At 67.3% G+C, this 25,396-nt stretch carries 26 protein-coding genes; 17 read left to right on the forward strand and 9 right to left on the reverse strand.

Annotation, left to right across the window (positions count from 1 at the left end; translation table 11 throughout):
- The first annotated feature begins 102 nt into the window (after positions 1-102).
- A complete protein-coding gene (locus VFB33_10435; protein HZO82097.1) occupies positions 103-1,803 on the forward strand; it encodes an amidohydrolase family protein in 1,701 nt (566 codons plus the stop codon).
- 17 nt (positions 1,804-1,820) lie between these two features.
- Positions 1,821-2,927, forward strand: coding sequence for an amidohydrolase family protein (locus tag VFB33_10440; protein ID HZO82098.1), 1,107 nt, complete (start codon positions 1,821-1,823; stop codon positions 2,925-2,927).
- 72 nt (positions 2,928-2,999) lie between these two features.
- Here the strand turns inward: VFB33_10440 and VFB33_10445 are convergent, their stop codons facing one another.
- Positions 3,000-3,857, reverse strand: a complete 858-nt coding sequence (locus VFB33_10445) for an isocitrate lyase/PEP mutase family protein (protein ID HZO82099.1) — start codon at positions 3,855-3,857, stop codon at positions 3,000-3,002.
- A gap of 190 nt (positions 3,858-4,047) precedes the next feature.
- Here VFB33_10445 and VFB33_10450 point away from each other — a divergent pair, with 190 nt between their 5' ends.
- From VFB33_10450 to VFB33_10465, 4 genes are all read left to right on the forward strand, one after another.
- Positions 4,048-4,524 (forward strand): aromatic-ring-hydroxylating dioxygenase subunit beta, encoded by a 477-nt coding sequence (locus VFB33_10450; GenBank protein ID HZO82100.1) that lies wholly within the window; start codon positions 4,048-4,050, stop codon positions 4,522-4,524.
- Entirely contained in the window at positions 4,524-4,760 is a 237-nt protein-coding gene (locus VFB33_10455) for a hypothetical protein (protein HZO82101.1), read from the forward strand. The genes VFB33_10450 and VFB33_10455 overlap by 1 nt, the downstream gene beginning before the upstream one ends.
- A gap of 19 nt (positions 4,761-4,779) precedes the next feature.
- A complete protein-coding gene (locus tag VFB33_10460) occupies positions 4,780-5,049 on the forward strand; it encodes an NAD(P)-binding domain-containing protein (GenBank protein ID HZO82102.1) in 270 nt (89 codons plus the stop codon).
- Positions 5,050-5,118: 69 nt separating this feature from the next.
- A complete protein-coding gene (locus VFB33_10465; GenBank protein HZO82103.1) occupies positions 5,119-6,387 on the forward strand; it encodes a Rieske 2Fe-2S domain-containing protein in 1,269 nt (422 codons plus the stop codon).
- A gap of 196 nt (positions 6,388-6,583) precedes the next feature.
- On the opposite strand, the gene VFB33_10470 is transcribed toward VFB33_10465, so the two are convergent.
- Positions 6,584-7,810 (reverse strand): CoA transferase, encoded by a 1,227-nt coding sequence (locus VFB33_10470; protein HZO82104.1) that lies wholly within the window; start codon positions 7,808-7,810, stop codon positions 6,584-6,586.
- 79 nt (positions 7,811-7,889) lie between these two features.
- Between VFB33_10470 and VFB33_10475 the strand changes: the two genes are divergently transcribed.
- Entirely contained in the window at positions 7,890-8,111 is a 222-nt protein-coding gene (locus tag VFB33_10475) for a hypothetical protein (protein HZO82105.1), read from the forward strand.
- 24 nt (positions 8,112-8,135) lie between these two features.
- On the opposite strand, the gene VFB33_10480 is transcribed toward VFB33_10475, so the two are convergent.
- Positions 8,136-9,806: a sialidase family protein gene (locus VFB33_10480; GenBank protein HZO82106.1), complete on the reverse strand. Its 1,671-nt coding sequence runs from the start codon at positions 9,804-9,806 to the stop codon at positions 8,136-8,138.
- Between the two features lie 137 nt (positions 9,807-9,943).
- Here VFB33_10480 and VFB33_10485 point away from each other — a divergent pair, with 137 nt between their 5' ends.
- On the forward strand, positions 9,944-10,780 hold the full coding sequence (locus tag VFB33_10485; protein HZO82107.1) for a TIGR03619 family F420-dependent LLM class oxidoreductase: 837 nt from the start codon (positions 9,944-9,946) through the stop codon (positions 10,778-10,780).
- Between the two features lie 9 nt (positions 10,781-10,789).
- Here the strand turns inward: VFB33_10485 and VFB33_10490 are convergent, their stop codons facing one another.
- The 4 genes from VFB33_10490 to VFB33_10505 are packed head-to-tail and all read right to left on the reverse strand — an operon-like array spanning position 10,790 to position 15,775.
- A complete protein-coding gene (locus VFB33_10490; protein HZO82108.1) occupies positions 10,790-12,034 on the reverse strand; it encodes a CoA transferase in 1,245 nt (414 codons plus the stop codon).
- On the reverse strand, positions 12,031-13,206 hold the full coding sequence (locus VFB33_10495) for a CaiB/BaiF CoA-transferase family protein (GenBank protein HZO82109.1): 1,176 nt from the start codon (positions 13,204-13,206) through the stop codon (positions 12,031-12,033). Before VFB33_10495 ends, VFB33_10490 begins: the two co-directional genes overlap by 4 nt.
- 49 nt (positions 13,207-13,255) lie before the next feature.
- The gene (locus VFB33_10500) at positions 13,256-14,038 is read right to left on the reverse strand and encodes a glucose 1-dehydrogenase (GenBank protein HZO82110.1); all 783 of its coding nucleotides are present in this window, start codon (positions 14,036-14,038) and stop codon (positions 13,256-13,258) included.
- A gap of 54 nt (positions 14,039-14,092) precedes the next feature.
- Positions 14,093-15,775, reverse strand: coding sequence for an amidohydrolase family protein (locus VFB33_10505; GenBank protein HZO82111.1), 1,683 nt, complete (start codon positions 15,773-15,775; stop codon positions 14,093-14,095).
- Positions 15,776-15,954: 179 nt separating this feature from the next.
- Between VFB33_10505 and VFB33_10510 the strand changes: the two genes are divergently transcribed.
- The 4 genes from VFB33_10510 (at position 15,955) to VFB33_10525 (ending at position 19,031) form a co-directional block, all read left to right on the forward strand.
- Complete coding sequence (locus VFB33_10510; protein HZO82112.1) at positions 15,955-17,139, forward strand: RidA family protein; 1,185 nt, start codon at positions 15,955-15,957, stop codon at positions 17,137-17,139.
- Complete coding sequence (locus VFB33_10515) at positions 17,070-17,648, forward strand: MaoC family dehydratase N-terminal domain-containing protein (GenBank protein ID HZO82113.1); 579 nt, start codon at positions 17,070-17,072, stop codon at positions 17,646-17,648. The genes VFB33_10510 and VFB33_10515 overlap by 70 nt, the downstream gene beginning before the upstream one ends.
- Positions 17,645-18,103: a MaoC/PaaZ C-terminal domain-containing protein gene (locus tag VFB33_10520; GenBank protein HZO82114.1), complete on the forward strand. Its 459-nt coding sequence runs from the start codon at positions 17,645-17,647 to the stop codon at positions 18,101-18,103. The genes VFB33_10515 and VFB33_10520 overlap by 4 nt, the downstream gene beginning before the upstream one ends.
- Before the next feature lie 73 nt (positions 18,104-18,176).
- Entirely contained in the window at positions 18,177-19,031 is an 855-nt protein-coding gene (locus VFB33_10525) for a CPBP family intramembrane glutamic endopeptidase (protein ID HZO82115.1), read from the forward strand.
- Positions 19,032-19,058: 27 nt separating this feature from the next.
- Here VFB33_10525 and VFB33_10530 read toward each other — a convergent pair whose 3' ends face one another.
- Positions 19,059-20,282: a CoA transferase gene (locus tag VFB33_10530; GenBank protein HZO82116.1), complete on the reverse strand. Its 1,224-nt coding sequence runs from the start codon at positions 20,280-20,282 to the stop codon at positions 19,059-19,061.
- A 99-nt stretch (positions 20,283-20,381) separates the two neighbouring features.
- Positions 20,382-21,845 carry a proline--tRNA ligase gene (gene proS / locus VFB33_10535; GenBank protein HZO82117.1) on the reverse strand — a complete coding sequence of 488 codons (1,464 nt, stop codon included), beginning with the start codon at positions 21,843-21,845 and terminating at the stop codon, positions 20,382-20,384.
- Between the two features lie 163 nt (positions 21,846-22,008).
- Between proS and VFB33_10540 the strand changes: the two genes are divergently transcribed.
- The 5 genes from VFB33_10540 (at position 22,009) to VFB33_10560 (ending at position 25,394) form a co-directional block, all read left to right on the forward strand.
- Positions 22,009-22,812 (forward strand): SIMPL domain-containing protein, encoded by an 804-nt coding sequence (locus VFB33_10540; GenBank protein ID HZO82118.1) that lies wholly within the window; start codon positions 22,009-22,011, stop codon positions 22,810-22,812.
- A gap of 167 nt (positions 22,813-22,979) precedes the next feature.
- Entirely contained in the window at positions 22,980-23,828 is an 849-nt protein-coding gene (locus VFB33_10545; GenBank protein HZO82119.1) for an SIMPL domain-containing protein, read from the forward strand.
- Positions 23,829-23,854: 26 nt separating this feature from the next.
- Positions 23,855-24,382 (forward strand): redoxin domain-containing protein, encoded by a 528-nt coding sequence (locus tag VFB33_10550; protein HZO82120.1) that lies wholly within the window; start codon positions 23,855-23,857, stop codon positions 24,380-24,382.
- A 17-nt stretch (positions 24,383-24,399) separates the two neighbouring features.
- Entirely contained in the window at positions 24,400-25,146 is a 747-nt protein-coding gene (locus VFB33_10555) for a VIT1/CCC1 transporter family protein (GenBank protein ID HZO82121.1), read from the forward strand.
- Complete coding sequence (locus tag VFB33_10560) at positions 25,143-25,394, forward strand: hypothetical protein (protein HZO82122.1); 252 nt, start codon at positions 25,143-25,145, stop codon at positions 25,392-25,394. Before VFB33_10555 ends, VFB33_10560 begins: the two co-directional genes overlap by 4 nt.
- Positions 25,395-25,396: the final 2 nt, after the last annotated feature.

A 25,396-nucleotide genomic window follows, 5' to 3' on the forward strand; every position in this document is an offset into this window, starting at 1 on the left:
CAAGCGGCGCCCGCTTCGGCCTCTGCTGCGCCACCCGCGCTTGACTTTTGACGTACGGCGGGCCTACCCAACAATCCAGACGGAGCGCGCGCGGAGGTAGCGATGCCCCACGACCTGCTCATCAAAGGCGGCGCCATCGTTGACGGCACCGGCGCGCCGCGTTTCACCGCCGACCTCGCGGTTTCCCGCGGCCGCATCACGGCTATCGGCAGGCTCGAGGGCGCCGCGCGGCGTACGATCGACGCCGACGGGCTGGTCGTCGCGCCCGGCTTTATCGATCCGCATACCCATTACGACGCGCAGATATGCTGGGACCCGCTGGTCACGTGCTCGTCATGGCACGGCGTGACCACGGTGATCATGGGCAACTGCGGCGTGGGGCTCGCTCCGTGCAAGCCCGACGAGCACGAGGTCGCAACCTGGAACCTGGTCCACGTCGAGGCAATCCCGTACGAGGTTCTGAGCCGCGGTCTCACCTGGGATTGGGCGAGTTTTCCCGACTATATGGAGGCGGCGCGGCGGCGCGGATGCGGAATCAATCTGGGATTCCTCGCCGCGCTGAGCCCGTTTCGCCATTTCGTGATGGGCGACGAGGCGATGAGCCGCGCGGCCAGCGAGGAGGAAACGCGCGCGATTCGCGAGTTGCTGCGCGAGGCGATGGCGGCCGGCGCCTTTGGCTTCTCGCTGACCGTGATGCCGCAGCATCTGGGCTACCAGAGCCAGCCGCTGGCCTGCCGGCTTGCCGGCGACGACGAGTTGCGCGCGTATGCCGGAGTGCTCAAAGAGGCCGGCCGCGGCGCGATCGAGATCGCGCTCACTCGCCAGCCGAGCACAGTTTCCGAGCGTGAGGCCGCGCTGCTCGATCTGCTGCTCGACGCGAGCGGCCGCCCGGTGACATGGCTCAATCTGCGCGACCGCAGCGACGATCCCACCGCCTGCATGGAGACGCTGCGCAAGCTGGAGCCGCTGCTTAGGCGCGGCGCCCGTCCGCAGGTCGCGGTGCGCCCGCTCATCGTCGAGTTCCATCTGCGCAACCCTTTCCTGTTCGGCAGCATGCCGTCGGTCAAGCCGATTTTCGGCCAGCCGGTCGAGGCGCAGAAGAAGATGTACGCCGACCCCGCCTTCCGGCGCGCGTTCGCCGCCGAACTGCAACGGCGCACCGTGTTCGCCAACATCTGGGAGCGCGCGCAAATCAAGGAAGCGGTGAGCCCGGCGCTGCAATCACTGATATGGAAGACGGTGGCCGAGGCCGCGCGCGAGCGCGGGCGTGCGCACGCGGCGCTGGAGGTCTTCTTCGACCTCGCGATCGAGGACAATCTCGACATCGTTTACATGATGCCGCTGCTCGATATGGACGAGGAGCGGGTGGCGGCGAAGTTCGCCGACCCGCGCACAATGATCGGGATCTCAGACGGCGGCGCGCACGTGGATATGCTGTGCAACGCTGGCTATCCCACCTACCTGCTCGGGACCTTCGTGCGCGAGAAGCGGGCGCTAACGGTCGAGCACGCGATCAAGCGCATCACCTCGGAACCGGCTGACTTCTTCGGAATCGCCGGCCGCGGCCGGCTCGCGCCGGGGATGGCGGCCGACGTCGTGATCTTCGATCCCGACACCGTCGCGTCCGCCATCCGGCCTGAGATTCGTCGCGACCTGCCCGGCGGCGGCCGCCGTCTCGTCACCCAGGCGGAGGGAATCCATTGCACGATTGTGAACGGCCAGATTCTGTTCGAAGCGGGACAACATAGCGGCGCCTTGCCGGGACGGGTATTGCGCTGCGCTGAGCTCGAACCGCAAGGCTGAGGAGGAAGTTGCCAGCAATGGAAGCGATGAAGGTCGTATCTGCCGACTCGCACATGACTGAACCCGCCGACCTGTGGGTCGAGCGGCTGGATAAAAAGTATCGCGACGACGCGCCGCGCGTGATCAGGAATCCCAGGTCCACCGGCCCGGCCTACCTGTTCGTCGGCCCGGGAATCCATCCGCTCGCCGTCGCCGCGGCGTTCGCCGCTGGCAAGGGCGGCGAGGCGCTGCGCGAGCACATGAAGCACGGCTACGAGGCCGCGCGGCCAAGCGGATGGGATCCGGTGGAGCGGCTGAAGGACCAGGACCTCGACGGCGTGAAGGCCGAAGTCCTGTACTCGACGCTCGGGATTGCGGTCTTCAACATGCCCGACGTCGAGCTTCAACAAGCCTGCCTGCGCGCATACAACGACTGGCTGGCCGAGTTCTGCCGGCACGATCCGCACCGGCTGATCGGCATCGGACTCTACTCGCTCAAGGCGCTGCCCGACGTCTCCGAGATCGAGCGCTGCGCGAAGATGGGGCTCAAGGGGATCCTGATCCTCGCTTCGGACAGCAATGACAAGCCGTACAGCGCGCCGGGGTTCGATCCGCTATGGCGAGCGTGCTCGGAAGCCGGGCTGCCGATTTCGCTGCACAAGCCGCTGGTGTCGGGGATGCCGCTTACGTCGGCGATGCCGACGATGGCGGACTTGCAGATCCACGTGATCCACGTCGTCGAGCAGTGCATCACGCGCCTTGTCTATGGCGGCGTGTTCGAGCGGTTTCCGAAGCTGAAGATCGTGTCGGCGGAGAACGACGTGGGATGGATTCCCAACTGGGTGCATCGCCTCGACCACGTCTTCTCCAAGGTCGCCAACGCGGCGCAGCTGCCGCTTAAGCCCAGCGACTACGTGCGGCGCAACGTGTGGGCGACCTTCCAGGACGATCCGCTGGGGCCGCGGACCTGGGAGTTCTTCGGCGCCAACAATTACATGTGGGCCTCCGACTTCCCCCACGCCGACTCGACTTTCCCCAACTCGCAGCAGGTGATCCGCGAGAACTTCGCCGGCGTGCCCGAGCAGATCACTCACGCGATCGTTTTCGAGAACGCCAACCGGCTGTATAACATGGGGCTGAATTAACCCGGCGGCGGCGCGCAGCCCTCGGCTTTGCGCCGCCGCCGGATCACGCTCCCGAGCGCGGGGTTCGCCGCCTCAGCTCACGTAGCGCTGCTCCAGCTCGCGGATCTTGCCCAGGCCGAGCACGGCGAAGAAGTCGTTGACGAAGTCGTAGGTGCGGTTGCGCACCGCACCGACCATGCCCGATGCCTTCAGCTCCGTCATCGACGATTGCAGCGTGCGGAACATCACTTCGAGGATCGTCGCGTTGACATTGAGCCGGAAGGGATAGCGCGCCAGTTCGGGCACTGGCAGCAACTGGCCGTTGTACAGCAGCGGAAGGTCGCCAAGCCGCCGGGCGTAGGCGTCGAGGTCGTCACGCGTCTTGATCCCGTCAACAAAGAGCAGGTCGGCGCCGGCGGCGCGATAGGCGCGGCATCGCCGCTCCGTCTCGTCCCATCCGGCGACCGCCAGCGCGTCGCAGCGCGCGATGATTACCAGATTGGGATCGCGCCGCGCGTCGCATGCCGCCCGCACCTTGGCGATCATCTCGGCTTGCGGGATCACCTGCTTGCCGGCGAGGAAGCCGCAACGTTTGGGGAAGACCTGGTCCTCGATGTGGAGCGCCGCGGCGCCCGCGTCCTCGTACTCGCGCACGGTGCGCCAGACGTTGAGCGGGTTGCCATAGCCGGTGTCGGCGTCGGAAACCACCGGAACGTCCACCGCCGCCGCGATGTAGCGCAGGTTGGCGACCATCTCGCTCATCGTGATCAGCCCGACGTCGGGATAGCCGCGCGCGGCGGCGGTTCCTGCCCCCGACATGTAAACCAGCGGGAAGCCCGCCGCCTCGGCGATCTTTGCCTGCAAGCCATCGTACAGCAGCGGTCCGACCGCCATCGCGCCGCCGCCCAGCAGCTCGCGCAGCCGCGCTCTCATCTTCGCCCCGTCGCCCATCGCGAATAATCCTCCGGGCGCGACCTGGATCGCGCCGCCATGAAGATTGCACGCCGCGCGCAAAGGTCAAGCGGCGCGGCCGCCCGCAGCCTTGCCCACAGCGCACAACTGGCGATAACGTCCGCATCGTGGACCGGGTCAATCGAAACGCTGCCGCCGGCGCGGCGTGAGGCGACGGGGGACCGACGCGATGGGCGTTGAGCTGCACGCGATCGAGCGCTTCCTTTACCGCGAGGCACGCCTGATGGACAGCCATCGGTACGAAGACTGGCTGGGCTTGTGGGCCGAGGAGGGGCCGATTACCTACTGGGTGCCGTGCAACGACGACGACATCGATCCCAGGGTCAACGTGTCGATCATCTACGATACGCGCACGCCGCTGCGTAACCGGATCATCCGGCTGCGCGAGACCTTGTGGCTGCGCGAGCAGGCGCCGCGCCTGCGCCGACTCATCTCGAATGTCGAGATCGAAAACGAGACGCTGAGCGAGGTCACGGTCAGCTCCAATTTCATCCTCGCCGAGCTGCATCGGCACAACCAGTACCTGTGGGCGGGGACCTCGCTGCACAAGCTGGAGCCGGCAGGCGACGGCTTCAGGATCCGCTCGAAGAAGGTCGTCCTGATCAACAACAATGAACCGCTGCCAAACCTGATGTTTCTGATTTGATGATGACGGACAACACCAATCATGCGGCCGGCGCGGTACTTCGGCTCGCCAGCGAGTTCGCCGCCGTCGACGTGGCGCGCGACGATCGCGGCAACGGCCCGCGCCTGATGATCCGCGACGCCCGCAGCGGGCGCTGCGTATTTCTCGATCCGCTCGAACTGGCGGCGCTTGCATGGGCGCGCCACGAGGAGCTCGCGCCATTCCTCGACCCGTCACGGATGGAACGTCGCGGCTGAGCGCGCGGCCGGTACGGCGATGACGAAGGTTGGCTTCATCGGACTCGGCGAGCAGGGCAAACCGCTCGCAATAAATGTCGCGAAGGGCGGCTTGGATCTGATGGTCTACGACCTGCGGCCCGAGCCGGTCGAAGAACTGAGCCTCGCGCTCGAACTGGGCGGCGAGTTGGAGATGGAGCTGCCGGCGGCGGCGCTCACCCGGCGGATGATCGTTCAGATGCTGGGCGAGCGCGGGGAAAAGGCGAGGGATAGCACGGGATTGCGGATTGATCGGAGTCGCCGTATATGAGGTCATAAGATAACGAGCGGCGGCGAAGATCGGAGAATTTCAGGAGGTCAAGCGGAGAGTATGGCGACGATGCTTTCGACGCGGACCGACTACAGCGAACTCGTCCAGGACGACCGCGTGAGCGGACGCCTGTACTACGATTGTGCGATCTTCGAGGAAGAGCTCGCGAAGATCTGGTATCGGGACTGGATATACGTTGCGCACGAAAGTGAGATTCCGGAGCCCGGCGACTATGTAACACGGCAGATCGGACTCCAGCCCGTAATCGTCTCGCGCGACGAAGACCACCGAATACACCTGCTGCTCAACCGCTGCACCCATCGCGGCAACACCGTATGTCAGGGCGAGCGCGGCAACGCGCACGCCTTCCGTTGCGCCTATCACGGATGGACCTTCAACAATCGCGGCGCGCTGGTCGGGGTGCCATACGCCGCCGGCTACGACGGCTCGTTCCGCCGCGAGGAGTACGCGCTCGCATGCGTGCCCCGGATGGCGACCTATCGCGGGCTCATCTTCGGCAGCATGAGCGCGGCCGGGCCGAGCCTGGAAGAGAAGCTGGGCAACGCCGCCCGCCTTATCGACCAGTTCTGCGACCTTTCGCCCGAGGGCGAGGTCGTGCTTCGCTCGGGCGTGCTCAAGCATTCGTACAAGGGCAACTGGAAGATGGCGCTGGAGAATTCGGTCGACGGCTACCATCCGAATATCCTGCATCACGCCGCGATGACGCTGATCACCAAGGGGCGCAAGGTTGACATGGATGCGGTCTTCGGCGAGCGCACCGACGCGCTCGCGCGCGACCTCGGCGGCGGCAGCGCCCAACTGGATCTCACTACGATCAACCGCAAGCACGGCGGACGCACGGTGCCGCACGGATGGAGCCCCGAGGCATGGCGCGAATACCTTGAAGGGATGGAGCGACGCTACGGCGCAGAACGCGCGCAAGAGGTAATCGCCAACGGGCCCCCGCACTTCTGCATATTCCCGAATATCATTTTCATCCTTAATCAGTTTCGCGTGATCCAGCCGGTGAGCGTCAACGAGACGAACATCTATTACTATCCGACAATGCTCAAGGGCGCGCCGCAGGAGATGAACCAGCGGCGGCTCGCCGAGACCTACCTGATTCACGGACCTGCCGGGCGCGTTGCGCCAGACGATTTCGAAGCCTACGAGCGCAACCAGGTCGGCTTCCAGGCGCGGGTCAACGAATGGTTGGTGCTGCGCCGCGGGCTCCATCGCGAGCATCGCGAGGACGGCGGCACGCGCGCCGGCCATGAGACCGACGAAACCACCCAGCGCGGCATCTGGCGCCACTATCGCGAGATGATGAGCGCGTAGCGCACGGGGTAGGAAGGAGCTGCTCGGCCAGGAAGGTCGCTTCCCTCGATCTCAATTCCGTCCCCAGGCTCACTTCGCTCAGGATGGAATTGGCTTTCGCTGTCATTGTGAGCGAAGCGAAGATGTACGCCAAGCGATTTACCCCTTCTGGCTGAACAGGCAACGCTCCAGGGCGCGTTGCGTCGGAAGAGCGCGATCAGCGCGACGCGCGATGCAGGATTGCAGCGCGTTCGAGTTCGCGCACGCGCTCGCGCGGGTAGCCGAGGTAGCGGCCGAGGACGTCCTCGTTGTGCTCGCCCAAAAGCGGCGCGCCGCCGCCGGCCGGCTCGGGGAAATTCGAGAAGTGCAGCGGAAAGCCGGGCAACTCGAACTCGCCCAGGATCGGATCGTTGACCGTCGTCAGCGTTCCGCGCTCGCGCAGATGCGGCAGCGCCATCGCTTCGTCGGGCGAGAGCACCGGCGCGACCGGCACGCGGTATTCGGCAAGCCGCGCGATCGCCGCTTCGTCGTCCGGCATCTCGGCGATCCACCCCTCGATGATGCGCACCAGCTCGGAGAGGTTCTCGGTCCGCCGTTGATTGTTCGCGAAGCGCTCGTCGCTCTTGAGCTCCGGCCGGCCCATCGCGTCGCACAGCTGGTTCCATTGATGGTCCACGCCGGCGACGATTATCAGGTAGCGGCGATGACCTTTGAACATCCCGCACGGCGCGCCGTAGGAGATGTGATGGCCGGTGCGGCGCGGCTTAATCCTGCCGCCGCTCAAGCTGTACATCTGGATCGCCGTGTGATGGCAGTGGAAGTAGGCGTCGAGCAGCGCGACGTCGAGATGCTGGCCCTCGCCGGTGCGTTCGCGATGGAGCAGCGCGGCGACCACCGCCAGCGCGCCGTGCACGCCGGTGCTGACGTCGCCGAGCGCCGCGGTCGGGAAGTAGGGCGGGCCGTCCTCTTCGCCGATCATGTGGGTGATGCCGGAATAGGCCTGGGCGATGAAGTCGTAGCCAGGCAGATGGGCGAGCGGGCCCTGCTGACCGAAGGTTGACACCGAGCACATCACCGCGCGCGGATTGAGCGCGCGGACGACCTCATAGCCGAGACCCATCCGCGCGATGACTCCCGGCGCGAAATTCTCCACCACCACGTCCACCTTGGGCACCAGCTCCTTTACGATCGCGAGCCCGGCGGAGTTTTTGAGGTCGACGCAGAGGCTCAGCTTGCCGAGGTTCTGCTGGACGAAGTAGCCGCTGCGGCCGTCGCGGACCAGGGGCAGCTCGCGCGTGCGATCGCCGCCGGGAGCGATCTCGACCTTGATCACCTCGGCGCCCATCTGCGCCATCATCCGCGTGACCGTGGGGCCGGCGATAAACTGGGTGAAATCGAGGATTTTGTAGCCGTCGAGAACGTGCGTCGGATGGCTCGTGCCCATGCGATGACCCGGAGCCGATGGGCGCTGCCGCGCGCCGCTGCCAGTCAGCAGTAAGACAAGCGCGTTCGGGTTGTCAAGTTTGGCCGCTTTGATCCACGCTCCCATCGGCGCGTCGCTCCGCGGCGGTGTGCAGTCCGAGGCGGCGCCCGCGCGGGAGAAACGTCATGGCGAATTTCAGGCTCGAAAAGGACGGCCGGGTGGGAAGAACCCGGTCGCGGTGATGGGCGCGAAGGCGACGGTTGACGCGCTGCGCGGCGGCGGCCGTGCGCTCAGGCTCGATTTGCTGCTCGACCGGAGTTGAGCGCGCGGCGCGTCGGCGCCTCACTCAAAAGGTATTTGCCCTCACCCGCGGATAGCCGGACGAGTTGGCGGCGAAGCTGTCGATGAAGCCGGCGTTGATCGCCAGCGTATCCGGCGCCATCGCGTCGTAGTCGCCCATGTAATTGGTGACGAGCAGCACGTCCTGGGCAACCACGGAGGAGAAGTTGCGCGCGGTTATTCGGGTATTGGTCCAGGTTGCACCGCCGTCGGTCGAATTGGCGCAGTAGCGGTCGATCAGGAAGTTGAGCGGATCGTTGCGCCGGTCGTAGAAACAGACCGCGATCCTGCCGCTGCCGACCGCGACCGTCGGTTCGAAGTGGTCCCTGAAGGAAGATGCCGGGTTGGTGTTTACCCGAACCGGGCTGGACCAGGTCCCGCCGCCGTCGTTCGACCTGGAGAACTTGATGTCGGTGAAGCCGTAGCTGCTCGATAAGCCACCGCTGGTCAATGGTGCCAGGGCGTCGGGCACCTGAAAGTCGCCGTCATTCCAGACCATGAACAGTTTGCCCTTGGTGTTCACGGCAAGGCTCGGAAATTCATTGGTCCGAATCATCCCCTGGAGCTGGGAACAGTCGCCCGCGCATCCGACACCGGCAACCTTGACCGGCGCGCCGAACGAAATGCCCCCGTCGCTCGATTTGGCGACATCGATTTCGCGCGTGACGCCGTCAACCGCGATTTTCTCCCAGGCGACGTAAATCGTTCCATCGGGCGCCACCACCACCTGCGAACCTTGCAGCGTCTCATTGCACTGGCCGACCGCCACTTCGACGGGTGTCGCGGTTGCAAAACCGGAAAGGCCGGTGGTGGAAGCGAGCAGTTTGATTGAAACCAGGACGTCGAACGGATTGCTGCATCCCTGGTTCGACTCGGTGACGTCGAAATCCGTATAAGTAACGAAGATGTTGTTGGGATTTTTCGGATCGACTGTCATCCAGTCCTTGTCCACGATATGTTGAGTCATATCCTGGCTGACGGCCTCAACCGGAGTCCCGAAAGAAGCCCCACCATCGCTGGAGGCCCATACGGTGACGCCGTTGGTGGCGGTCAGGCAGAACGCGTCGGCGCAATCCTGGAAGATCGACGAGAGCAGGAAGTCACGCCTGCTGGTGCATTTGACCACCGGATCGCCGATGACCATGCTCAGGGTATCGCTAAGCGGCGGCGGAGTGCCTAAATCGTTGAATGAGGTTCCCGCGTCCGTCGAACGCGAATATCCAACGAGGCTCGCGCCTTCGGAGAGTGTGGTTTCGAGCAGGCTTCCGCTGTCGTTGAACGCGACTACTGCGTTGCTGCCGCACCATGCGGTTGAAGTCTCACTCGTGCTGAAAGTCGAAAAGCGCGTAACTCCGAGATCGGGCGGCGACGAGACCGGGCCGAAGTGGCCGGCCGGCGCCGAGACTGCTGGAGCGGCTATCTCGGCCAGGCTCGGCTTGAGCCCCAGCGCCGTGAGCTGATCGAAGCGGTTGGAGACGCCGATTGCGGTCTGCCATGCGGCCGACAGGTAGCGCACGCGCGGCCCCATCGCGCGCTTGACGCGGGCGCCGACCGCGTTCATCCGCTCCAGCCGCGTAAGCTGCGGCTGCGCATGCCCCGGCCGTGACACCGCCAACCCCAGCGACGCGGTCAGAGCAGCGGCCGCGACGGTCCCCCAGGCGATTGCCCTTGTCCTCATCAGTGTGATTCTCCCTTGGGACGACTAAACTTTGGGAAATCATCCCACACGGCGCGGCTAGCTCAAGCGTGTTTTTTAAAGAGAAGGCTGTGTGAGATGGTGCCGCTTTTGAAATGCATACTTTTTCCAGGTGTCCCATGAAGTTCGGCCTGTTCGGAGTCAACATGCATCCGTGCACGACGCCCGAGGCGATCGCGCGTGCCGCGCATGCGGCGGAGGCGGCCGGCTTCGACAGCTTGTGGGGCGGCGAGCACATCGTGCTCGCCGACCCGCAGGCGCCGCCGTCGCCGATGCCGCCGCGCACGCAGTTCGTCGATCTGTGCGCGGCGATGGCGTACGCCGCCGCCCATACGCGCGCCCTGCGCCTCGCCACCGGCATCATCATCCTGCCTCTGCGCAACCCGGTCGTACTTGCCAAGCAGCTCGCCTCGGTTGACGTCGTTTCGAACGGGCGCCTGATGTTCGGGGTCGGAATCGGCAACCTGCGCTTCGAGTTCGACGCGGTCGGGATGCCTTTCGATCGCAAGGGGCTGCGCGCCGAGGAGGCGCTGGGCGTGATCAAGGCGCTGTGGACGATGGAACGCCCGCGCTATGCGGGCCGTTTCTTCCGCCTCGACGGGGTGCGCGCCGAGCCGCGTCCGCTCCAGCGGCCGCATCCGCCGATTATCTTCGGCGGCAAGACCACGCACGCGTTCAGCCGCACCGCGCGGCTGGGCGACGGGTGGTTCGGCTATGGGCTTGGCCTCGAGGCTGCCGCGCAATGTATCGAGGGGATCCGGCGCGCCTGTGCCGAGCACGGCCGCGAGTTCGAGCGGATCGAGATCAGCGTAACGCCCAGGGACAGACCAGACCGCGAACTCGTGCGGCGCTACGCCGAGCTCGGGGTGAGTCGAATCGTCGTAGCCCCGCGCGTACGCGGCATCGATGAGTTTGTTCGCGCAATCGAGGAGGCGGCGGACGAACTGGTCCGCTGAGCCAAGCCGCTATCCACCGCCGAACAGTGGGCGCGTGCCGATGATCTTATCCGCTTCCAAGCGCGCGATCTCGCCGTCGCCGAGCCCGAGAATCTGCGAGAGCACGTAGCGGTTGTCCTGCCCGAGCATCGGTCCGACCCGTTTGATCGGCGGATACTCGCCGTCGAAACGCGCCGGGTAGGACGGGTACGGATGGCGTCCGGCGACCGGATGGTCCACGTGCTGGAAGAAGCCCGCCGCCTCAAGCTGCGGATCCTTGATCAGGTCAGCCGGGGCGAGCACCGGCGCCGCCGGCACGCCGCGCGCCTGGAGGTCGCGCGCAAGCTCGTGGCGGTCGAAGCGCACGGTCCATTGCGCGAGCAGCGCGTTGAGCGCCTCGCGATTGTGGCGGCGCGCAAGCGCTGTCGCGAAGCGCGCCTCGCGCGTCCACGCCGGAGCGCCCATCGCCGCGCCGAGCGCACGCCATTGTTCGTCCGTCGCGACGCTTATCGTTATCCAGGCGTCGTCGCCGCGCGCCGGAAATGCTCCGTGCGGCGCCATCGCGGGATCGTCGTTGGCGGCGCGCTCGCGCACGCCTCCGGTGAACTCGCACTCGATGAGCGCGTCCGCGATGTACTGCATGCTCGCCTCAAGCTGCGAGACGTCAACGTGCTGTCCCTGCCCGGTCGCGCGCGCGTGATGGACGGCGGCGAGCGTCGCGAAGGCCGCGAGATAGCCCGCGAACGGGTCGGAGACGCCGACGCCGTGGATCAGCGCCCCCTCGCCGTCATAGCCGCTCAGTCCCGAGATGCCCGAGAGCGCCTCGCCGATGGCGGCGAACGAGACGTAGTCGCGCCACGGCCCCTCCTGGCCGAAGCCCGACACCGAGGTCAGCACGATCGCCGGATTAGCCTCGCGCAGACGTTCGTAGGAGAGCCCGAGCTGCGGCATCACGCGCGGCGAGTAATTCTGCACCACTGCGTCGCTGCGCCGCACCAGCGCGAGGAACAGGCGCACCCCCTCGGCGCGCGTCAAGTCGAGGGTCAGCCCGAGCTTGTTGCGGTTGGTTGCGTTGAACGGCGCCGAACGCTCGTAGACCTCGGCCGGGTCGCCGGCCACTGCGACGATCCGGAACTGATCGGGGCGCTGGATCGACTCGACCTTGATAACTTCCGCGCCGAGGTCGGCCATGATCGCGCTCGGTAGCGGCCCCGCCCAGTAGGCGGTGAAGTCGATCACTCGGATTCCCTCAAGCGGCATCGCCAGCGCGTTCATATAACACCCATCGCGGCGAGCGCCGCCACGTCCTCGCCCGAGCATCCGAGCTCGCCGCGCAGGATTTCCGCCGTATGCTCACCAAGTATCGGTGGGCGCCGCACGCGCGGCCACTCGCCGCCGAACTTCGCCGGGCCGCCAGGCATTCGCCGGCGCCCCGCGACCGGATGCTCGACTTGTTCGAAAAAGCCGCGCGCTTTGACCTGCTCCATCTCGGGCACTTCGTCCACGCGGCTGACCTTGCCCATCGGGACGCGGTTCTCCTGGCAGACCTTGAAGACGTGCTCGCGGCTGTGCGCCGCGATCCACTTTCCGACGGCGACGCCGAACTCGTCGATGCGCGACTCGCGGTCCTTGCGCGTGGCGAAGCGCGGATCGCCGGCGACGCCCGCCAGCTCCATCAGCTTTTCGATTTGCGCGTCGGTGGCGGCGGCCGCGGTGACGTCGCCGTCGGCGGCTTTGAACGTGCGATAGGCGGCCCATCCCGTGAAGCGGTCGCCAGCGCGTTTGATCTCGATCCCGGTCGAGGAGAGGAAGGTTTCGTTGAAGCGCGTGGTGAAGAGCAGCGCCTCCTGCGCGGCAACGTCAATCCGCCGGCCGCGCCCGCCTGCGCGCGCGCCGCGCACTGCCGCCAGCGCCGCGATCGCGCCGACCACGCCCGGCACGAACGCGGTCATCGTGCGGCTGTTGCTGACCAGCGGTGTGCGCCGCGGTTCGCCTAGCTGCGCCATCCATCCGCCGAGCGCGGCGAGCTGAAGCTCGCCCGCAAGCCACTTTTCGTAAGGGCCGCCGGGCGTGAAGTTGCGGAAGACGAGATGAACGAGCCGCGGGTTGGCCTTCGCCGGGGACCCGGTGTCGGCAGCAGCGCCGCGGTCGTCGATCAGGACGTCGGCGCGTTCGAGCAGGCGGCCGAGAAGCGTTGCGCCGTCGGGATGCGAGGTGTCGAGCGTCATGCTGCGCTTGCCGGCGGCGGTGAACATGAAGAGCCCGCCGCGCTCGGTGCCCGGTTGGTCGTCGAGAAACGGCGGTTCCCAGCGCACCGCGCTGCCGCCGCGCGGGCGTTCGACCAGCACTACGTCGGCGCCGCATCGCGCGAACAGCCTTCCGCAGAAAGCGGCCGCGCATCCGTCGCTCAGCTCAACCACGCGGATGTCTCTCAGCAGATCGGTCATGGTGTAGCAAACTATACGCGCAAGCGTCCTCGCGTGCGCAACCTTGCCCCTATTCCGGGCGGGGGCCGGGCATCCCGGTCCACGCGGTGGCGCCGCCGTCGGCGACCACGATGCTCCCGGTCATAAACGACGAGTCGTCGCTCGCGAGGAACAGCACCACCCTGGCGATTTCCTCGGGCTTGCCCAGGCGACCGATAGGATGATGCTCCTCGGCGATGCGCCGGGCGCGCTCGGGGTCGGGCGCGGCGGCGAGTGCGCCGAGCACCGGCGGCGTCTCGATTCCGCCCGGGCATACGGCGTTGATCCGGATATTCTTGCGCGCGTACTCGATGGCCGCGGCCCGCGTCAGGTTGACCACGCCGCCTTTGGCTGCGTTGTAGGCGGCCAGACGATAGTCGCCGTAGAGTCCCGAGATCGACGCGGTGTTGACGATCACGCCGCCGCCCTGTGCGATCATCCGCGGGATCGCGAAGCGCATCCCGTAGAATGTGCCCGAAAGCGTGACCGCGAGCGTGGTCAGCCAGCCCTCGATCGAGGTTTCGCCGACCGCGCCCCAGGTCGCGTAGAAGGCGTTGTTGTGCAGGATGTCGAGGCGGCCGAAATGCTCGACCGCGTATTTCACCATCGCATCGACCTCGCGCGGATTGCGCACGTCGGTGCGCAGGAAGGTGGCGGCGGCGCCGATCTCGCCGGCGACGTGGCGCCCGCTGCCCTCGTTGATGTCGGCGATAATCACGCGCGCGCCCTCGGCGGCGAACAGGCGCGCGGTGGCGGCGCCGATCCCCGACGCGGCGCCGGTGATGCACGCGATCTTGCCCTCCAGCTTGCCCATCGATGCGGCTTCTCCTTTAGGCAACGAGCGGGTTTTGCCTGCGGCCGGCGCGGCTCAACAGCGGCCGCAGCGCAACACCATTCCCGGCCGCGCCTCGCTGGGGCGGCCGTCGCGGTAGAGCACCCGCCCGTTGACGATCGTGCAGTACACTCCGTGCGCTTCCATCACCAGCCGCCGTCCGCCGCCCGGCAGGTCGTCGCGCATTGTGCCGCGCAGCGCCGAGCCGACGGTATTGGGGTCGAAGATCGAGACGTCGGCCGCCAGTCCGGGCTTGAGCCGGCCGCGGCCGCGGATGCCGAAGAAGTCGGCGGGTTCGGACGTGATGCGCTGGACCGCGCGCTCGAGCGTCAGCGCCTGGCGCTCGCGGACCCAGGTCCCGAGCAGGTAGGTCGGGTAGCCAGCGTCGATCAGCATGTCAACGTGGGCCCCGCCGTCGGAGAGCCCGATCATCGTGCGCGGGTCGCGCAGCAGTTCTGGAATCCGTGCTTCGTCGGCGTTGAACAGCGGACAAGTGAACTCCGTGCGCAGGCCGTCCGCGATCCCGATATCGAGGAAGGTATCCATCCCGTCGCAGCCGCGTGCGCGCGCGATCTCACCGACCGTGCGGCCTTCAAGCGTGCGCATCGCGGGATCGCCCACGGCCTTGATCTCCAGCCGGTCCCATCGCGCGCAAAAGATCCCCGGGCGCGCAAGGTCGGCGCGGAACGCCGCGCGGAAGTCGCGATTGCGATAGAGCTCAATCTGTACCTCGGGCGGCTGGTTGAAGACCGGATTGGTGCTGCGCAGGTTGGCGAAGATGAACGGCTCGCGCAGGTTGAACTGCACGATCAGCGGGCGGCAGGTCACCTGCGGGACCGCGCCGCGGCGGACCAGCGGCTCGGCGCGATCGAGCGACCTCATACAGGCGTCAGGATCGTCGTCGCGTCCGAGCAGGGCGAGCCATGTCACCGGGCGTCCGCCCGCGCGCAGCAAAAGATCGAGAAATTCGTACTCGTCGTCAGCGAGGATCCCGGGCGCCTTGGTCAGCGCGACCTCTATCGCGCCCGTCTGCAGTTCGCCGAGCACGCCGGCGTAGGTCTTCAGCTCCTCGCGGCTCGCGTTGCGGCATGCGAGCGGCCGCCCCTTGTAGCCGATATGCTGGGGCACGGCGGTGGTTGAAAAGCCCATCGCGCCCGCGCCCACCGCCTCGCGCAGCAGCGCTGCGATTTGCGCGGTTTCCTCTGCGGTCGCCGCCCGTTCCATCGATTCCTCGCCCATCACGAAATGGCGAAACGGCGTGAGCGGGGCGAGGAAGCCCACGTTGATTCCGACGCCGCGCCGTTCGGCCGCATCCATGAACTCGGGAAAACTGACCCAGTCCCAGGTGATTCCGCGGCTGAGCACCGCGAACGGGATCGCCTCCACGTTGACCAGATCCCATGCTGCGATCTCGCGCACCGCGGGCTTGCACGGCGCGATTCCCACCCCGCAGTTGCCCATCACGACCGAGGTCACGCCGTGCCAGGAGGACGACGTGAGGAGCGGGTCCCAGCAGATCTGGGCATCGTAGTGGGTATGCGGATCGACAAAGCCGGGCGCGACGACGAGGCCGCCCGCGTCGATGGTGTCACGTGCGCCGTCGGTGACGCGCCCGACCTCGGCGATCTTCCCAGCCGCGATCGCAACGTCCGCGCGGAACCCCGGCGCACCGGTGCCGTCGACGATCGTGCCGCCCTTGATAACGATGTCGTAAGCCATCGATGGTCTCCCTCGGCCACGGCGATGCGCGCCCTTCCAGCTAATCGCACGGCGCGGCGCATCCCGACAAGAGCCGCGGCGCCGTCGCTTGACAGGCGATGGCATGCGCCGCTACGGTCGGCGGCGAATCATCGCTCGGCTGAAACGGCGCCCGATGGGCGCGGGAGTACCATGGGAGCATGGAACGTTCAGCCCTCAAGCCTCCGCATTTTCCCTGGTACGACTACTCGCGCTACACGTTCTCGCTCGGACTGAACGTCGGCAGACGCACACTGCTCTCGGGACATTCGGCCTCCGAGCACGACCCGGCGACGCGCGCGATGGAGGTGCGCGGCGGAATGCGCGAGCAGGCGCGCACCGCATGGGCCAAGATTGCCGCAATTCTCGAAGCCGGCGGCCGCAGTCTCGCCGACGTCGTCCGCGTGGTCGAGTACGTCACGCCCGCGGGAATCGAGCGCTACGCCGAGGCGGCCGCGGTGCGCGGCGAGTTGTTCGGCGCCAACCGCCCGGCCGTCAACACCGTGGTTGTGAACAGCCTGCTCCGCCCGCAGGCGTTAATCGAAGTCGAAATCGAAGCCGAGCCCGACGCGCCGGGATCGAGCGGCGATCGGGGATGGCCGCCGGCGTGGGCGCCGGCGCGCGCGGTTGACGGCTTCGTCTATCTATCGTCGATTCTGCCGCTCGACGATACGGGCGCTCTGATCGCGCCCGGCGACCCCGTCGCGCAGACCCGCGCGGTCTACGAGCGCGCTGCCCGGGTGCTCGAAGCGTTTGGCCTCGGGCTCCATCGCGTGGTCAAGACGGTCGATTACCTGACGCCCGCCGCGTTGCCCGATTACAGGCACACCGGGCGCGTGCGCCGCGAGATGCTCGGCCCGGTCTTTCCCGCCGCGACCGGGATCATCATGCGCCGTATCGCAGATCCGCGGGCGCTAATCCAGATCGATCTGATCGCCTCGCGGCATCAGCCGCGCCCGGTCAATCCCGGATGGGGCCGCTACGCGGAGCTGACCTACAACCCCGCTGTGGGCGCGGGCGACCTGCTGTTCCTCGCCGGGCAGGCCGCACTTGATCCGGCAAGCGCCAGGGCGGTGTATCCGGGCGACGTCGCCGCCCAGGCTGCACACATTTACGAGAACATCCTGCGCGTGGTCGCGGCAGCGGGCGGCGGGCCGGAGAACCTGGTGAAGACGGTTGAGTACGTTACGCCGGCCGCGCTCGAGCGCTATCGCGAAGTCGCTGGTGTGCGCTCGCGGATGTTCCAGGCGCCGTTTCCGGTTTCCACCGGATGCGTATGCGAGACGCTGCTGCGTCCCGAGTTCATGATCGAAGTCGATTCGCTCGCGATCATCCCTTCGGAGTAAGCCCCATCGCCACGCTTCTGAATGACGAGCTCAGGCATTGGATCGGGCGCGAGTTCCACTACACCGCGCCCGAGGAGATCGGCCGCGCCTCGCTCCGCTACTTCGCGCTTGCGATCGGCGACGACAACCCGCTCTACGTGGACGACGAATACGCGCGGGCGGTCGGCTATCCGTCGGTGATCGCGCCGCCGACCCTGGTGTGCGAAACCAACCAGTATGCGCGTCGCACACCCGACACTGACGGCTATATCGGGCATGCGTGGGAGTTGCCGATAAGCGGATGCCGGATGATCCGCGGTGGCCACGAGTACGAATTCTTCCGGCCGCTCCTGCCTACCGACCGGCTAAGCGTCACTTGGCGGCTCGAGGATATCTCGGAGCACGTCTCGCCGCGCAGCGGGCCGTTACTGGTAGCGATCGCGACCGCGACTTACACCAACCAGCGCGGCGAGCTGCTCGCGCGCAATCGCGAGACGCTCATCTACCAGCCGCTGGAGGAGTCGCGATGAGCTCCGAAAAGCGGTTCGGCGACGCCGCGGCGCGGGTTGGCGACGAAGTCCCGCCGCTCGAGCGCACGCTCGACCAGGTGCGGATGGTTGCCTACGCGGGCGCGACCTGGGATTGGCATCGCCTGCACTACGAACCGGCGTACGCCGCCGCGCGCAACTTCAAGGCGCCGGTGGTTGACGGCCAGATGCTCGGTGCGCTGCTCGCCGAGGCGTTGCTCGACTGGCTCGGCCCGCGTGCATTCATCCGCCGGATGAACTTTCGGCTGCGCGGGATGGTGTTTGCCGGTGACACCGTGCGATGCGAGGGCGAGGTTGTTGCGGTTGTGGCGGAAAGGGATTGTCACGTTATCCGCGTCGCCCAGCGCGTGCGCGTCGGCGAGCTCGTCGTGGTCGAGCCCGCCGGCGCCGAGATTGCGGTGCCGTGCGCCAGCACCGCGCCACCATCCGCTTCCTAAGCCGCGCGGCGGCGTTCCCTAAAGCCTTATCCGAAGCGTGATGCGGCTGAATTGCCGCCGGGCGCAAAACGTTTTGGCTCTGCGGACACACCCGTTCACGATGGAACAGGAGGAGCGCGCCCTGAACATCTTCAACATAGCGCCAGGCGACAAGCTCGAAAGGCCCGCGCCTGCCGAGCGCCGTAGCCATCTGCGGCTGTGGGAGTACGGCGCGCTCGTAATGGCGGGCTTCGTTGGATGGACGTTGTGCTCGCCGATTCTGCCGATTCCGCCGGACAAGCATCTGCGCGCCGTTACGATCGCTCTCATCGAGACCGCGATCGTTGCGGGACTGGGATGCCTGGCGGCGCGCCGGCTCGACTTCGCCCCCACGGCGACGCGGCGGCGATGGGCCGCCGGCGATGCGGAGGCAGGCCTGCGCACGGTCATGTTCGCGGGAATCGCGGCCGGTGTAGTCAGCGTCGGCGGTACCGAGTTGGTGGGAACCATTATCGTCAAGTTGCTGTGGTCGCCGGCGGCCGCCGCTGCCCACGCCAGCGCCAAGCAGGCGGGCAGGGAGGTCGTGGGCCTGCTCAAGACCCATCCGCTGGCCGTCGGCGTCGGCTTTCCGATTATTGAGGAGCTCCACTTCCGACTGCTCGTCGTGACCGCGCTCGCGTGGCTCGCCGCAAAGCTGATGCGTGGGCCGGCGGTCTGGTGGACGGCGATCGTAATCCAGGCGCTGATGTTCGGCGCGATGCACGCGCTATCGGGCGAGAGCCCGCTGTGGTGGGAGCCGCGCTCGGTGCAGGTGATGCTTGATCCGCGGATCGTCGCCGGCGCGGTGCTCGGCTATGCGTACTGGCGCTGGGGCGTCGAAAGTTCGCTAATCGCGCACATCCTGACCAACCTATCCGTTCTGCTGCTTGCGCTCATTCGCGGCCACTGAACGCGAACGTCCGCCGCCCGGCGTCGCTCAGCGGTCACCGCGCATCAGAACCCCCGCCTGCTCGAGTTCGCGGACGCGGGCCTGCGGGTAGCCGAGCCCGGCGAGGATCTCGCCGTTATGCTCGCCGAGAAGCGGCGCTTGCAGGTCGAGGTCCGTCGGAAAATCCGAGAAGCGCAGCGGGACGCCCGGGATGTCGTACTCGCCGAGTATACGGTCGCGGATCTTGCGCACGGTGCGGCGCTCGCGCAGGTGCGGATGGTTGACCGCCTCCTCGATCGAGAGGATCGGCGCACATGGGATCCGATTCTGCTCCAGCTTGCGGATAACCGTGGCGTCGTCGGGCTGCGAATCGACCCACGCCTGAACGACATTGGTGATCTCGGCGAGGTTGGCGGCGCGCGCGACGACCGTCGAAAAGCGCGGGTCCTGCGCGAGCTCCGGCCGCCCCATAGTGCGGCACAGCGCAGCGAACTGGTGGTCCACGGGCGCCATGATGAACAGGTAGCTGTCGGGCGCGCGCCCCTTGAAAATTCCGATGATCGGCACCGAGGTGTGATGTGAGCCGGGGCGCTTGGGTTTAATCTGGCCGCGGCTCATGCTGTAGATCTGCACGTTGAGCTCGTGGCAGTGGAAGTAGCTGTCGAGCAGCGAGATGTCGAGGTGCTGCCCGCGCCCGGACTTGTCGCGGTACAGCAATGCACAGGCGATCGCGGCCAGCGCATGGACGCCGGTCGAGACGTCGCCCACGCCAAGCATCGGAAACGCCGGCGGCCCGTTGGGGTCGCCGATCATGTAGGTCACCGCCGCGTAGCTCATCCCGATATAGTCGTAGCCGGGCAAATGGGCGAGCGGACCGGTCTGGCCGAAACCCGAGACTGAGCACATGATGAGGCGCGGATTGATCTTGCTCACGACGTCCCATCCCAGGCCCATCCGCGCGATCGCACCCGGCGAATAGTTCTCGACCAGCACGTCCGCTTTCGGCAGGAGTTGCTTGAGGATCGCGAGCCCCTCGGGCTTCTTGGGGTCGAGGCAGAGGCTCTTCTTGCCGCGATTCTGCTGCACGAAGTAGGCGCTGCGGCCGTCCTTGAGAAAGGGGAAGGCGCGCGAGAAATCGCCCTTGGGCGGAATTTCGACCTTGATGACCTCGGCGCCGAGCTCCGCCATCAGGCGCGTCACGGTCGGTCCAGCGAGCGCCTGGGTGAAGTCGAGCACCTTGTAGCCGTCGAGCACGTGTTTGGATGCGGGCATCCCGGTATGTCCCCCGTAAGCTGTGCGCCGCCGGCCTCTTGCGTGGCCCGGCGGGCGTCAGATTTGTTTGTTCGCCGAGCGCGGCCGCAGAGAATCCGCTCAGTACGCTTTGGCGAAGAACGCGCGCTCTTTGGCCGCTTGGCCGCACACGATGCATCGGCCGGGCGCGCCGTTCTGGCCCAGCGGTATAGCACGGCAGGTCGCGCGAGTCTCCTCCCGGACACGGATTTCGCATGCCGCGCTTCCGCACCAGTACACGTCTGCCATCCCGCCACCGCCCTCACCTTCCATCTGCGCGCGCAGCCTGGCGTAGTCATCGAACTGCCGCGTATTGGCGCGCATCGCGTCGCGCGCCTGCGCGTAGAGGCTCTTCTGGATCTCGTCGAGCAACTTGCTGACGTGCGTGGCGATCGCGTCGAGCGAGGCCGGCGCCTTGCCCTGCTTGCCCAACTGGTCGCGTCGCGCGAGCATCGCGCTGCCCGCGGCGACGTCGCGCGGCCCGATTTCGATCCTGACCGGCACCCCGCGCATCTCCCAATCGTTGAACTTGAAGCCCGGCGTCAGCCCCTCGCGATCGTCGAGCTTGACCCGCACCGCTGCGCGCTCCAGCACCTCGCGCACCGCGCGCGCCGCGCCGAGCACGGCCTGGCGTTCCTCGTCCTTGCGCCAGATCGGCACGACCGCCGCCTGCCAGGGCGCAACCGCGGGCGGTAGGCGCAGGCCCTGGTCGTCGCCGTGGGTCATGATGATCGCGCCGAGCAGGCGGGTCGAAACGCCCCAGCTCGTTTGATGCGGATGCTGGAGCTGGTTGTGCTCGTCGAGGAAGCGGATCTCGAAGGCGCGCGCGAAGTTCTGCCCCAGGTAATGCGAAGTGCCGCATTGCAGCGCCCGCCCGTCGGCCATCAGCGACTCGATCGCATAGGTCTCCTCGGCGCCCGGGAAGCGCTCGGCTGCGCTCTTGCGCCCGCTCACCAGCGGCACCGCGAGGTAGTCCTCGACGAAGCCGCGGTAAACCTCGAGCATCGTGAGCGCCTCCTCCTCGGCCTCCGTGCGGGTGGCGTGCGCGGTATGGCCCTCCTGCCAGAGGAACTCGGCGGTGCGCAGGAACGGCCGCGTGCGCATCTCCCATCGCACGACGTTGCACCACTGGTTGATCATCAGGGGCAGGTCGCGATGCGAGTGAATCCACTGCGCGAACATGTGGTTGATGATCGTCTCCGAGGTCGGGCGCACGATCAGCGGCTCTTCCAGTTCCTTGCCCCCGCCGTGGGTGACCACCGCGACCTCGGGCGCGAAGCCCTCGACGTGTTGCGCCTCCTTTTGCAGAAAGCTCTGCGGGATGAAGAGCGGGAAGTAGGCGTTGCGCGCGCCGGTGCGCTTGATGCGGCGGTCGAGCTCGTCGCGCAGCGCCTCCCAGATCGCGAAACCGTCGGGACGGAAGACGATACAGCCGCGCACCGGCGAATAGTCGGCAAGTTCGGCGCGCGCGATTACTTCGTTGTACCAGGCGGCGAAGTCCTGGCTGCGCGGAGTGACCTTCTTTTCGTCTTGTTTGTCGGCCATGCTGCTCTATCCAGGCGCCCAGAATACACCGCGCCGCGACCCAAAGCATCGCCGCGCGCCTTGACGGCGGCGGCGCGCTCGACTTCAATTCCCCGCAACGTCCCGTCGCGCGTCGCCGCCGCGCCCGGCGTCGCGCAACCGCGCGGCTGAGGGGAGGCCTGAGGTGCCGAGCAAACTGCTTCCGATTGCGCACCCATACCGGCAGCGAAAGTTCGCCACGCCCGGCCGCCTCGTCGCAGTGCTTGCGGCGGTGCTTCTGACCGCCGCGCCCGCGGGCGCGATTGCCGCCCGGGCGCTGCCGCTGCCGCCACCACCGTCGCCCGCCCCCGTGCCGCTGAACCACTCGCGCACGATCGAGGTCAGTGGCAACGGCGAGGCGCACGTCGCTCCCGACGTCGCTTTTCTGAATCTCGCAATCGAGACCCACGCCGCGACCGCGCAGGAAAGCGCGGGCCAGAACGCGGCACTCGCGCAGAAGGTGGTCGAGGCGCTAACCAAGAAGCTCGAGGGCAAAGGCAAGGTTTGGACCGGCGGCTACTCGCTCTATCCCGAATACAACGAACCCAGACCCAACGAAAAGCCGGTCGTGACCGGCTACCGGGCGGAGAACTCGATCACCGTGCGCACCGGCGAGATCGGGATGCTGGGCGGCCTGATCGACACCGCGATCGGCGCCGGCGCCAATCGGATCAACTATCTCAACTTCACCCTGCGCGACGAGAGCCAGGCGCGCGCCGAAGCGATCGCGCTCGCCGCCAAGGACGCCCAGGCACAGGCCGAGTCACTGGCCAAGGCGCTCGGCGTCAAGCTCGGCCCGATCGTCAAGGCGACCACGGTGGCCGAGGTGCGGCCGATGCCAGTGATGCGGATGGGCGGTGCGATGACGGCGCAGGGCGTGCCGACCCCGGTGCAGCCCAACGAGGTAAGCGTGCCGGCGACCGTGTCGGTCACCTACCAGATCGAGTAGGGTTGCGCGGGGCCGGGCGGCCGTCCGGCACCCTGACAGGCTGCACCACAACCGAATACGCAGCGGCGATTTCAAGCTGCGCGGGCCCACCCTTTTTGCTCAAGATAGCGTGCCTTCGGCCCGCGCTGCGCGCATCATCTCGCCGAGTTCGATAGTTTGCGGCAACGATGGCTATTCCGCTGGTTGAACTGTCCGGCGGCCGAACCGCCGCCGCTTCTCCCGAGCGCGCCGGCGCCCATCCGCAGCGCGAGTCTCGCGACGAACGCAATTCCCAGGCGCCAGCCGCGCTTGCGGCCCCAAGCCTGCTCCGGCTGCCGGCACTGCCCTCTGCGGTCGGGTCGGAGCCTCGAACGGCGGCGTCCGCCGCTGAAACCTTGCCGCTACGCACGCTGGAGGTCGTCGGCAGCGGCGAGGCGCGGGTCCAGCCCGACCACGCGCTGCTCAGCCTTGGGGTCCATACGCGCGCGCTGAGCGCGCGCCAGGGCGCGAGCGAGAACCACGCCCTGGTCCGGCGCGTGATCAACGCCCTCGATGCCGAGCTCGATGGGCGTGGCCGGGTATGGGTCGGCGCCTGCACCCTGCAACCCGAGATCGAGCACGCTCGCGGACGCGAGAAGCCGGTGGTGATCGGCTACCACGCGTCCAACTCGGTCAACGTCGAGACCGGCGCGATCGATCAGCTCGGCCCCCTGATCGACGCCGCGCTCGCCGCCGGCGCCAGCGCCATCAATTCCCTGGACTTCACCTCGGTCGAGGACGCGCAGGCGCGCGGCGCCGCAATCCAGCGCGCTTGCTGCGAGGCACAGGCACAGGCCGACGCGCTCGCGCGTTCGCTCGCGATCCGGCTGGAACGGATCATCAAGGCGACAACCAAGGCCGGCGTGCGCCGCATTCACGCGCCGGCGGACGAAAGCACGGCGAGTTTTGCGGCGACCGGCGGCGCTCCGGTCGTGTACGCCCAGCCCGGCGAGATAACGATCGCCGCGACCGTTTCGATCATCTATCAAATCGAGTAGCCTTTAACCCCGGACTCGTGCGCGCGATGCTCAAGCCCGGGGACAGCGTGCCGCCCTTCGATCTGCCATGCGCGTCTGGCGACCGCGTCGGACGCCTGCGGCTGTCTCAGCTCGAATCCGAACTGGTCGTGCTCTTCTTCTATCCGCGAGATTTTTCCTTCATCTGTCCGACCGAGGTCGTCGGCTTCCATAAGGCGCGTGAGCAGTTCGCCGCCGAACAAGCGGCGATCGTCGGGGTGAGCGTTGACGACGCCGAGACGCATCGCCGATGGGCCCGCGAGCTCGGCGGGATCGGCTATCCGCTGCTTGCCGATACCGGCGGCACGCTCGCGCGCGGCTACGGCGTGTTCGACGAGGCCGAGCAGGTCGCCCTGCGCGCGACCTTCGTCCTCAACGCGCGCCGCGTCGTCGCCTATTGTGTGGCCAGTCCGATCAACGTCGGCCGCAGCGTTAGCGAAACCCTGCGCGTCGTGCGCGCTTTGCGATCGGGGCGGTTGTGTCCGGCGGATTGGGAACCGGGTGCCGACTTCGGTCCCGCAGACCGCAAATATTAACCGCAACCTGAGTCAGCGTGGCGGTCTTCGACCCAGCCGAAAAGCAACGCCTGCTTGAGCGCCTCTCCGGCATCCGCGAGATCGTCTTCGGCATGCAGGACGGGATTTTGACCACTGCGGGCGTACTCGCCGGACTCAGCGGCGCGGTCTCGGGCCATCGCCAGGTCATCCTGGCCGCGCTCGCCTCGACCGCGGCCGGCGCGCTTTCGATGGGCGCCGGAGCCTATCTCGGCACGCGGGCGCAGACCGAAGTCCTCGGCTCGGAGCTCGAGCGCACGCGCAGGGAAGCTGCCGCCCAGCCGTACGTTCTCCAGGAGGGCCTGCTCAACCAGCTTGCGCGCGAGGGGCTCAGCCGCGAGGCCTCCTACCGGGTGGTCAAGCTGCTGAGCTCGGCGCCGCAGGCGCTGCTCTCGACCGCCGAGGTCAAGATCTACGGACTCAGCCGTCAGGCGCTCGGCTCCCCGGTGGTTGACGGGCTGACGATGACGGTGGCGTTCCTCGTCGGGGCGCTCGTTCCGCTGCTGCCCTACATTCTTATTCCGCCCGCCAAACCCGACGATTATCTGGGGCTGGTCGTGGCGATGGTGACGACGGCGCTGGCCCTGTTCGGCGTCGGCTACTTGCAGGGATGGCTGTCGGAGCGCAGGCGGCGTTGGATGTCGGGAATGCGGTTTCTGCTGATCGCGATGGGCGCGGCGGTCGCCGGTTACCTGATCGGGCTTGCGATCGCGCCGCTCGGCGGCGGCGCGACGGTGATGCCGTGAAGCTGGAGACTTATTCCTCGCTGGCCGCGTTCCTCGCCCACTGGCGGACGTTGGCGCGGGCGGGTGCTCTGGAGGCCGGCGAGCGCGCCCGGCTCGCGGCAATGCGGGAACTTGTGGCCACGCTAAGGCCCGAAGAGCAGGCCGCGCTCGCGGCGCCCGCCGCCGATGGCGCCTCCGCACGCCATCGCGAGCGCGCCGAGTTGCGGCTTGCGCGCGAACTGCGCATCCGCGGTTTGCTCGCGCCGTAGGG

Source organism: Candidatus Binataceae bacterium, from assembly GCA_035650475.1.
Lineage (GTDB): Bacteria > Desulfobacterota > Binatia > Binatales > Binataceae > JAKAVN01.

Coding starts and splice junctions, on each gene's coding strand:
- VFB33_10435 (HZO82097.1), top strand. CDS start 103: ATGCCCCACGACCTGCTCATCAAAGGCGGCGCCATCGTTGACGGCACC.
- VFB33_10490 (HZO82108.1), bottom strand. CDS start 12,034: ATGAACGCGCTGGCGATGCCGCTTGAGGGAATCCGAGTGATCGACTTC.
- VFB33_10445 (HZO82099.1), bottom strand. CDS start 3,857: ATGGGCGACGGGGCGAAGATGAGAGCGCGGCTGCGCGAGCTGCTGGGC.
- VFB33_10450 (HZO82100.1), top strand. CDS start 4,048: ATGGGCGTTGAGCTGCACGCGATCGAGCGCTTCCTTTACCGCGAGGCA.
- VFB33_10460 (HZO82102.1), top strand. CDS start 4,780: ATGACGAAGGTTGGCTTCATCGGACTCGGCGAGCAGGGCAAACCGCTC.
- proS (HZO82117.1), bottom strand. CDS start 21,845: ATGGCCGACAAACAAGACGAAAAGAAGGTCACTCCGCGCAGCCAGGAC.
- VFB33_10510 (HZO82112.1), top strand. CDS start 15,955: ATGGAACGTTCAGCCCTCAAGCCTCCGCATTTTCCCTGGTACGACTAC.
- VFB33_10455 (HZO82101.1), top strand. CDS start 4,524: ATGATGACGGACAACACCAATCATGCGGCCGGCGCGGTACTTCGGCTC.
- VFB33_10550 (HZO82120.1), top strand. CDS start 23,855: ATGCTCAAGCCCGGGGACAGCGTGCCGCCCTTCGATCTGCCATGCGCG.
- VFB33_10520 (HZO82114.1), top strand. CDS start 17,645: ATGAGCTCCGAAAAGCGGTTCGGCGACGCCGCGGCGCGGGTTGGCGAC.
- VFB33_10485 (HZO82107.1), top strand. CDS start 9,944: ATGAAGTTCGGCCTGTTCGGAGTCAACATGCATCCGTGCACGACGCCC.
- VFB33_10505 (HZO82111.1), bottom strand. CDS start 15,775: ATGGCTTACGACATCGTTATCAAGGGCGGCACGATCGTCGACGGCACC.
- VFB33_10440 (HZO82098.1), top strand. CDS start 1,821: ATGGAAGCGATGAAGGTCGTATCTGCCGACTCGCACATGACTGAACCC.
- VFB33_10480 (HZO82106.1), bottom strand. CDS start 9,806: ATGAGGACAAGGGCAATCGCCTGGGGGACCGTCGCGGCCGCTGCTCTG.
- VFB33_10530 (HZO82116.1), bottom strand. CDS start 20,282: ATGCCCGCATCCAAACACGTGCTCGACGGCTACAAGGTGCTCGACTTC.
- VFB33_10500 (HZO82110.1), bottom strand. CDS start 14,038: ATGGGCAAGCTGGAGGGCAAGATCGCGTGCATCACCGGCGCCGCGTCG.
- VFB33_10495 (HZO82109.1), bottom strand. CDS start 13,206: ATGACCGATCTGCTGAGAGACATCCGCGTGGTTGAGCTGAGCGACGGA.
- VFB33_10515 (HZO82113.1), top strand. CDS start 17,070: ATGCGAGACGCTGCTGCGTCCCGAGTTCATGATCGAAGTCGATTCGCT.
- VFB33_10470 (HZO82104.1), bottom strand. CDS start 7,810: ATGGGCACGAGCCATCCGACGCACGTTCTCGACGGCTACAAAATCCTC.
- VFB33_10465 (HZO82103.1), top strand. CDS start 5,119: ATGCTTTCGACGCGGACCGACTACAGCGAACTCGTCCAGGACGACCGC.
- VFB33_10545 (HZO82119.1), top strand. CDS start 22,980: ATGGCTATTCCGCTGGTTGAACTGTCCGGCGGCCGAACCGCCGCCGCT.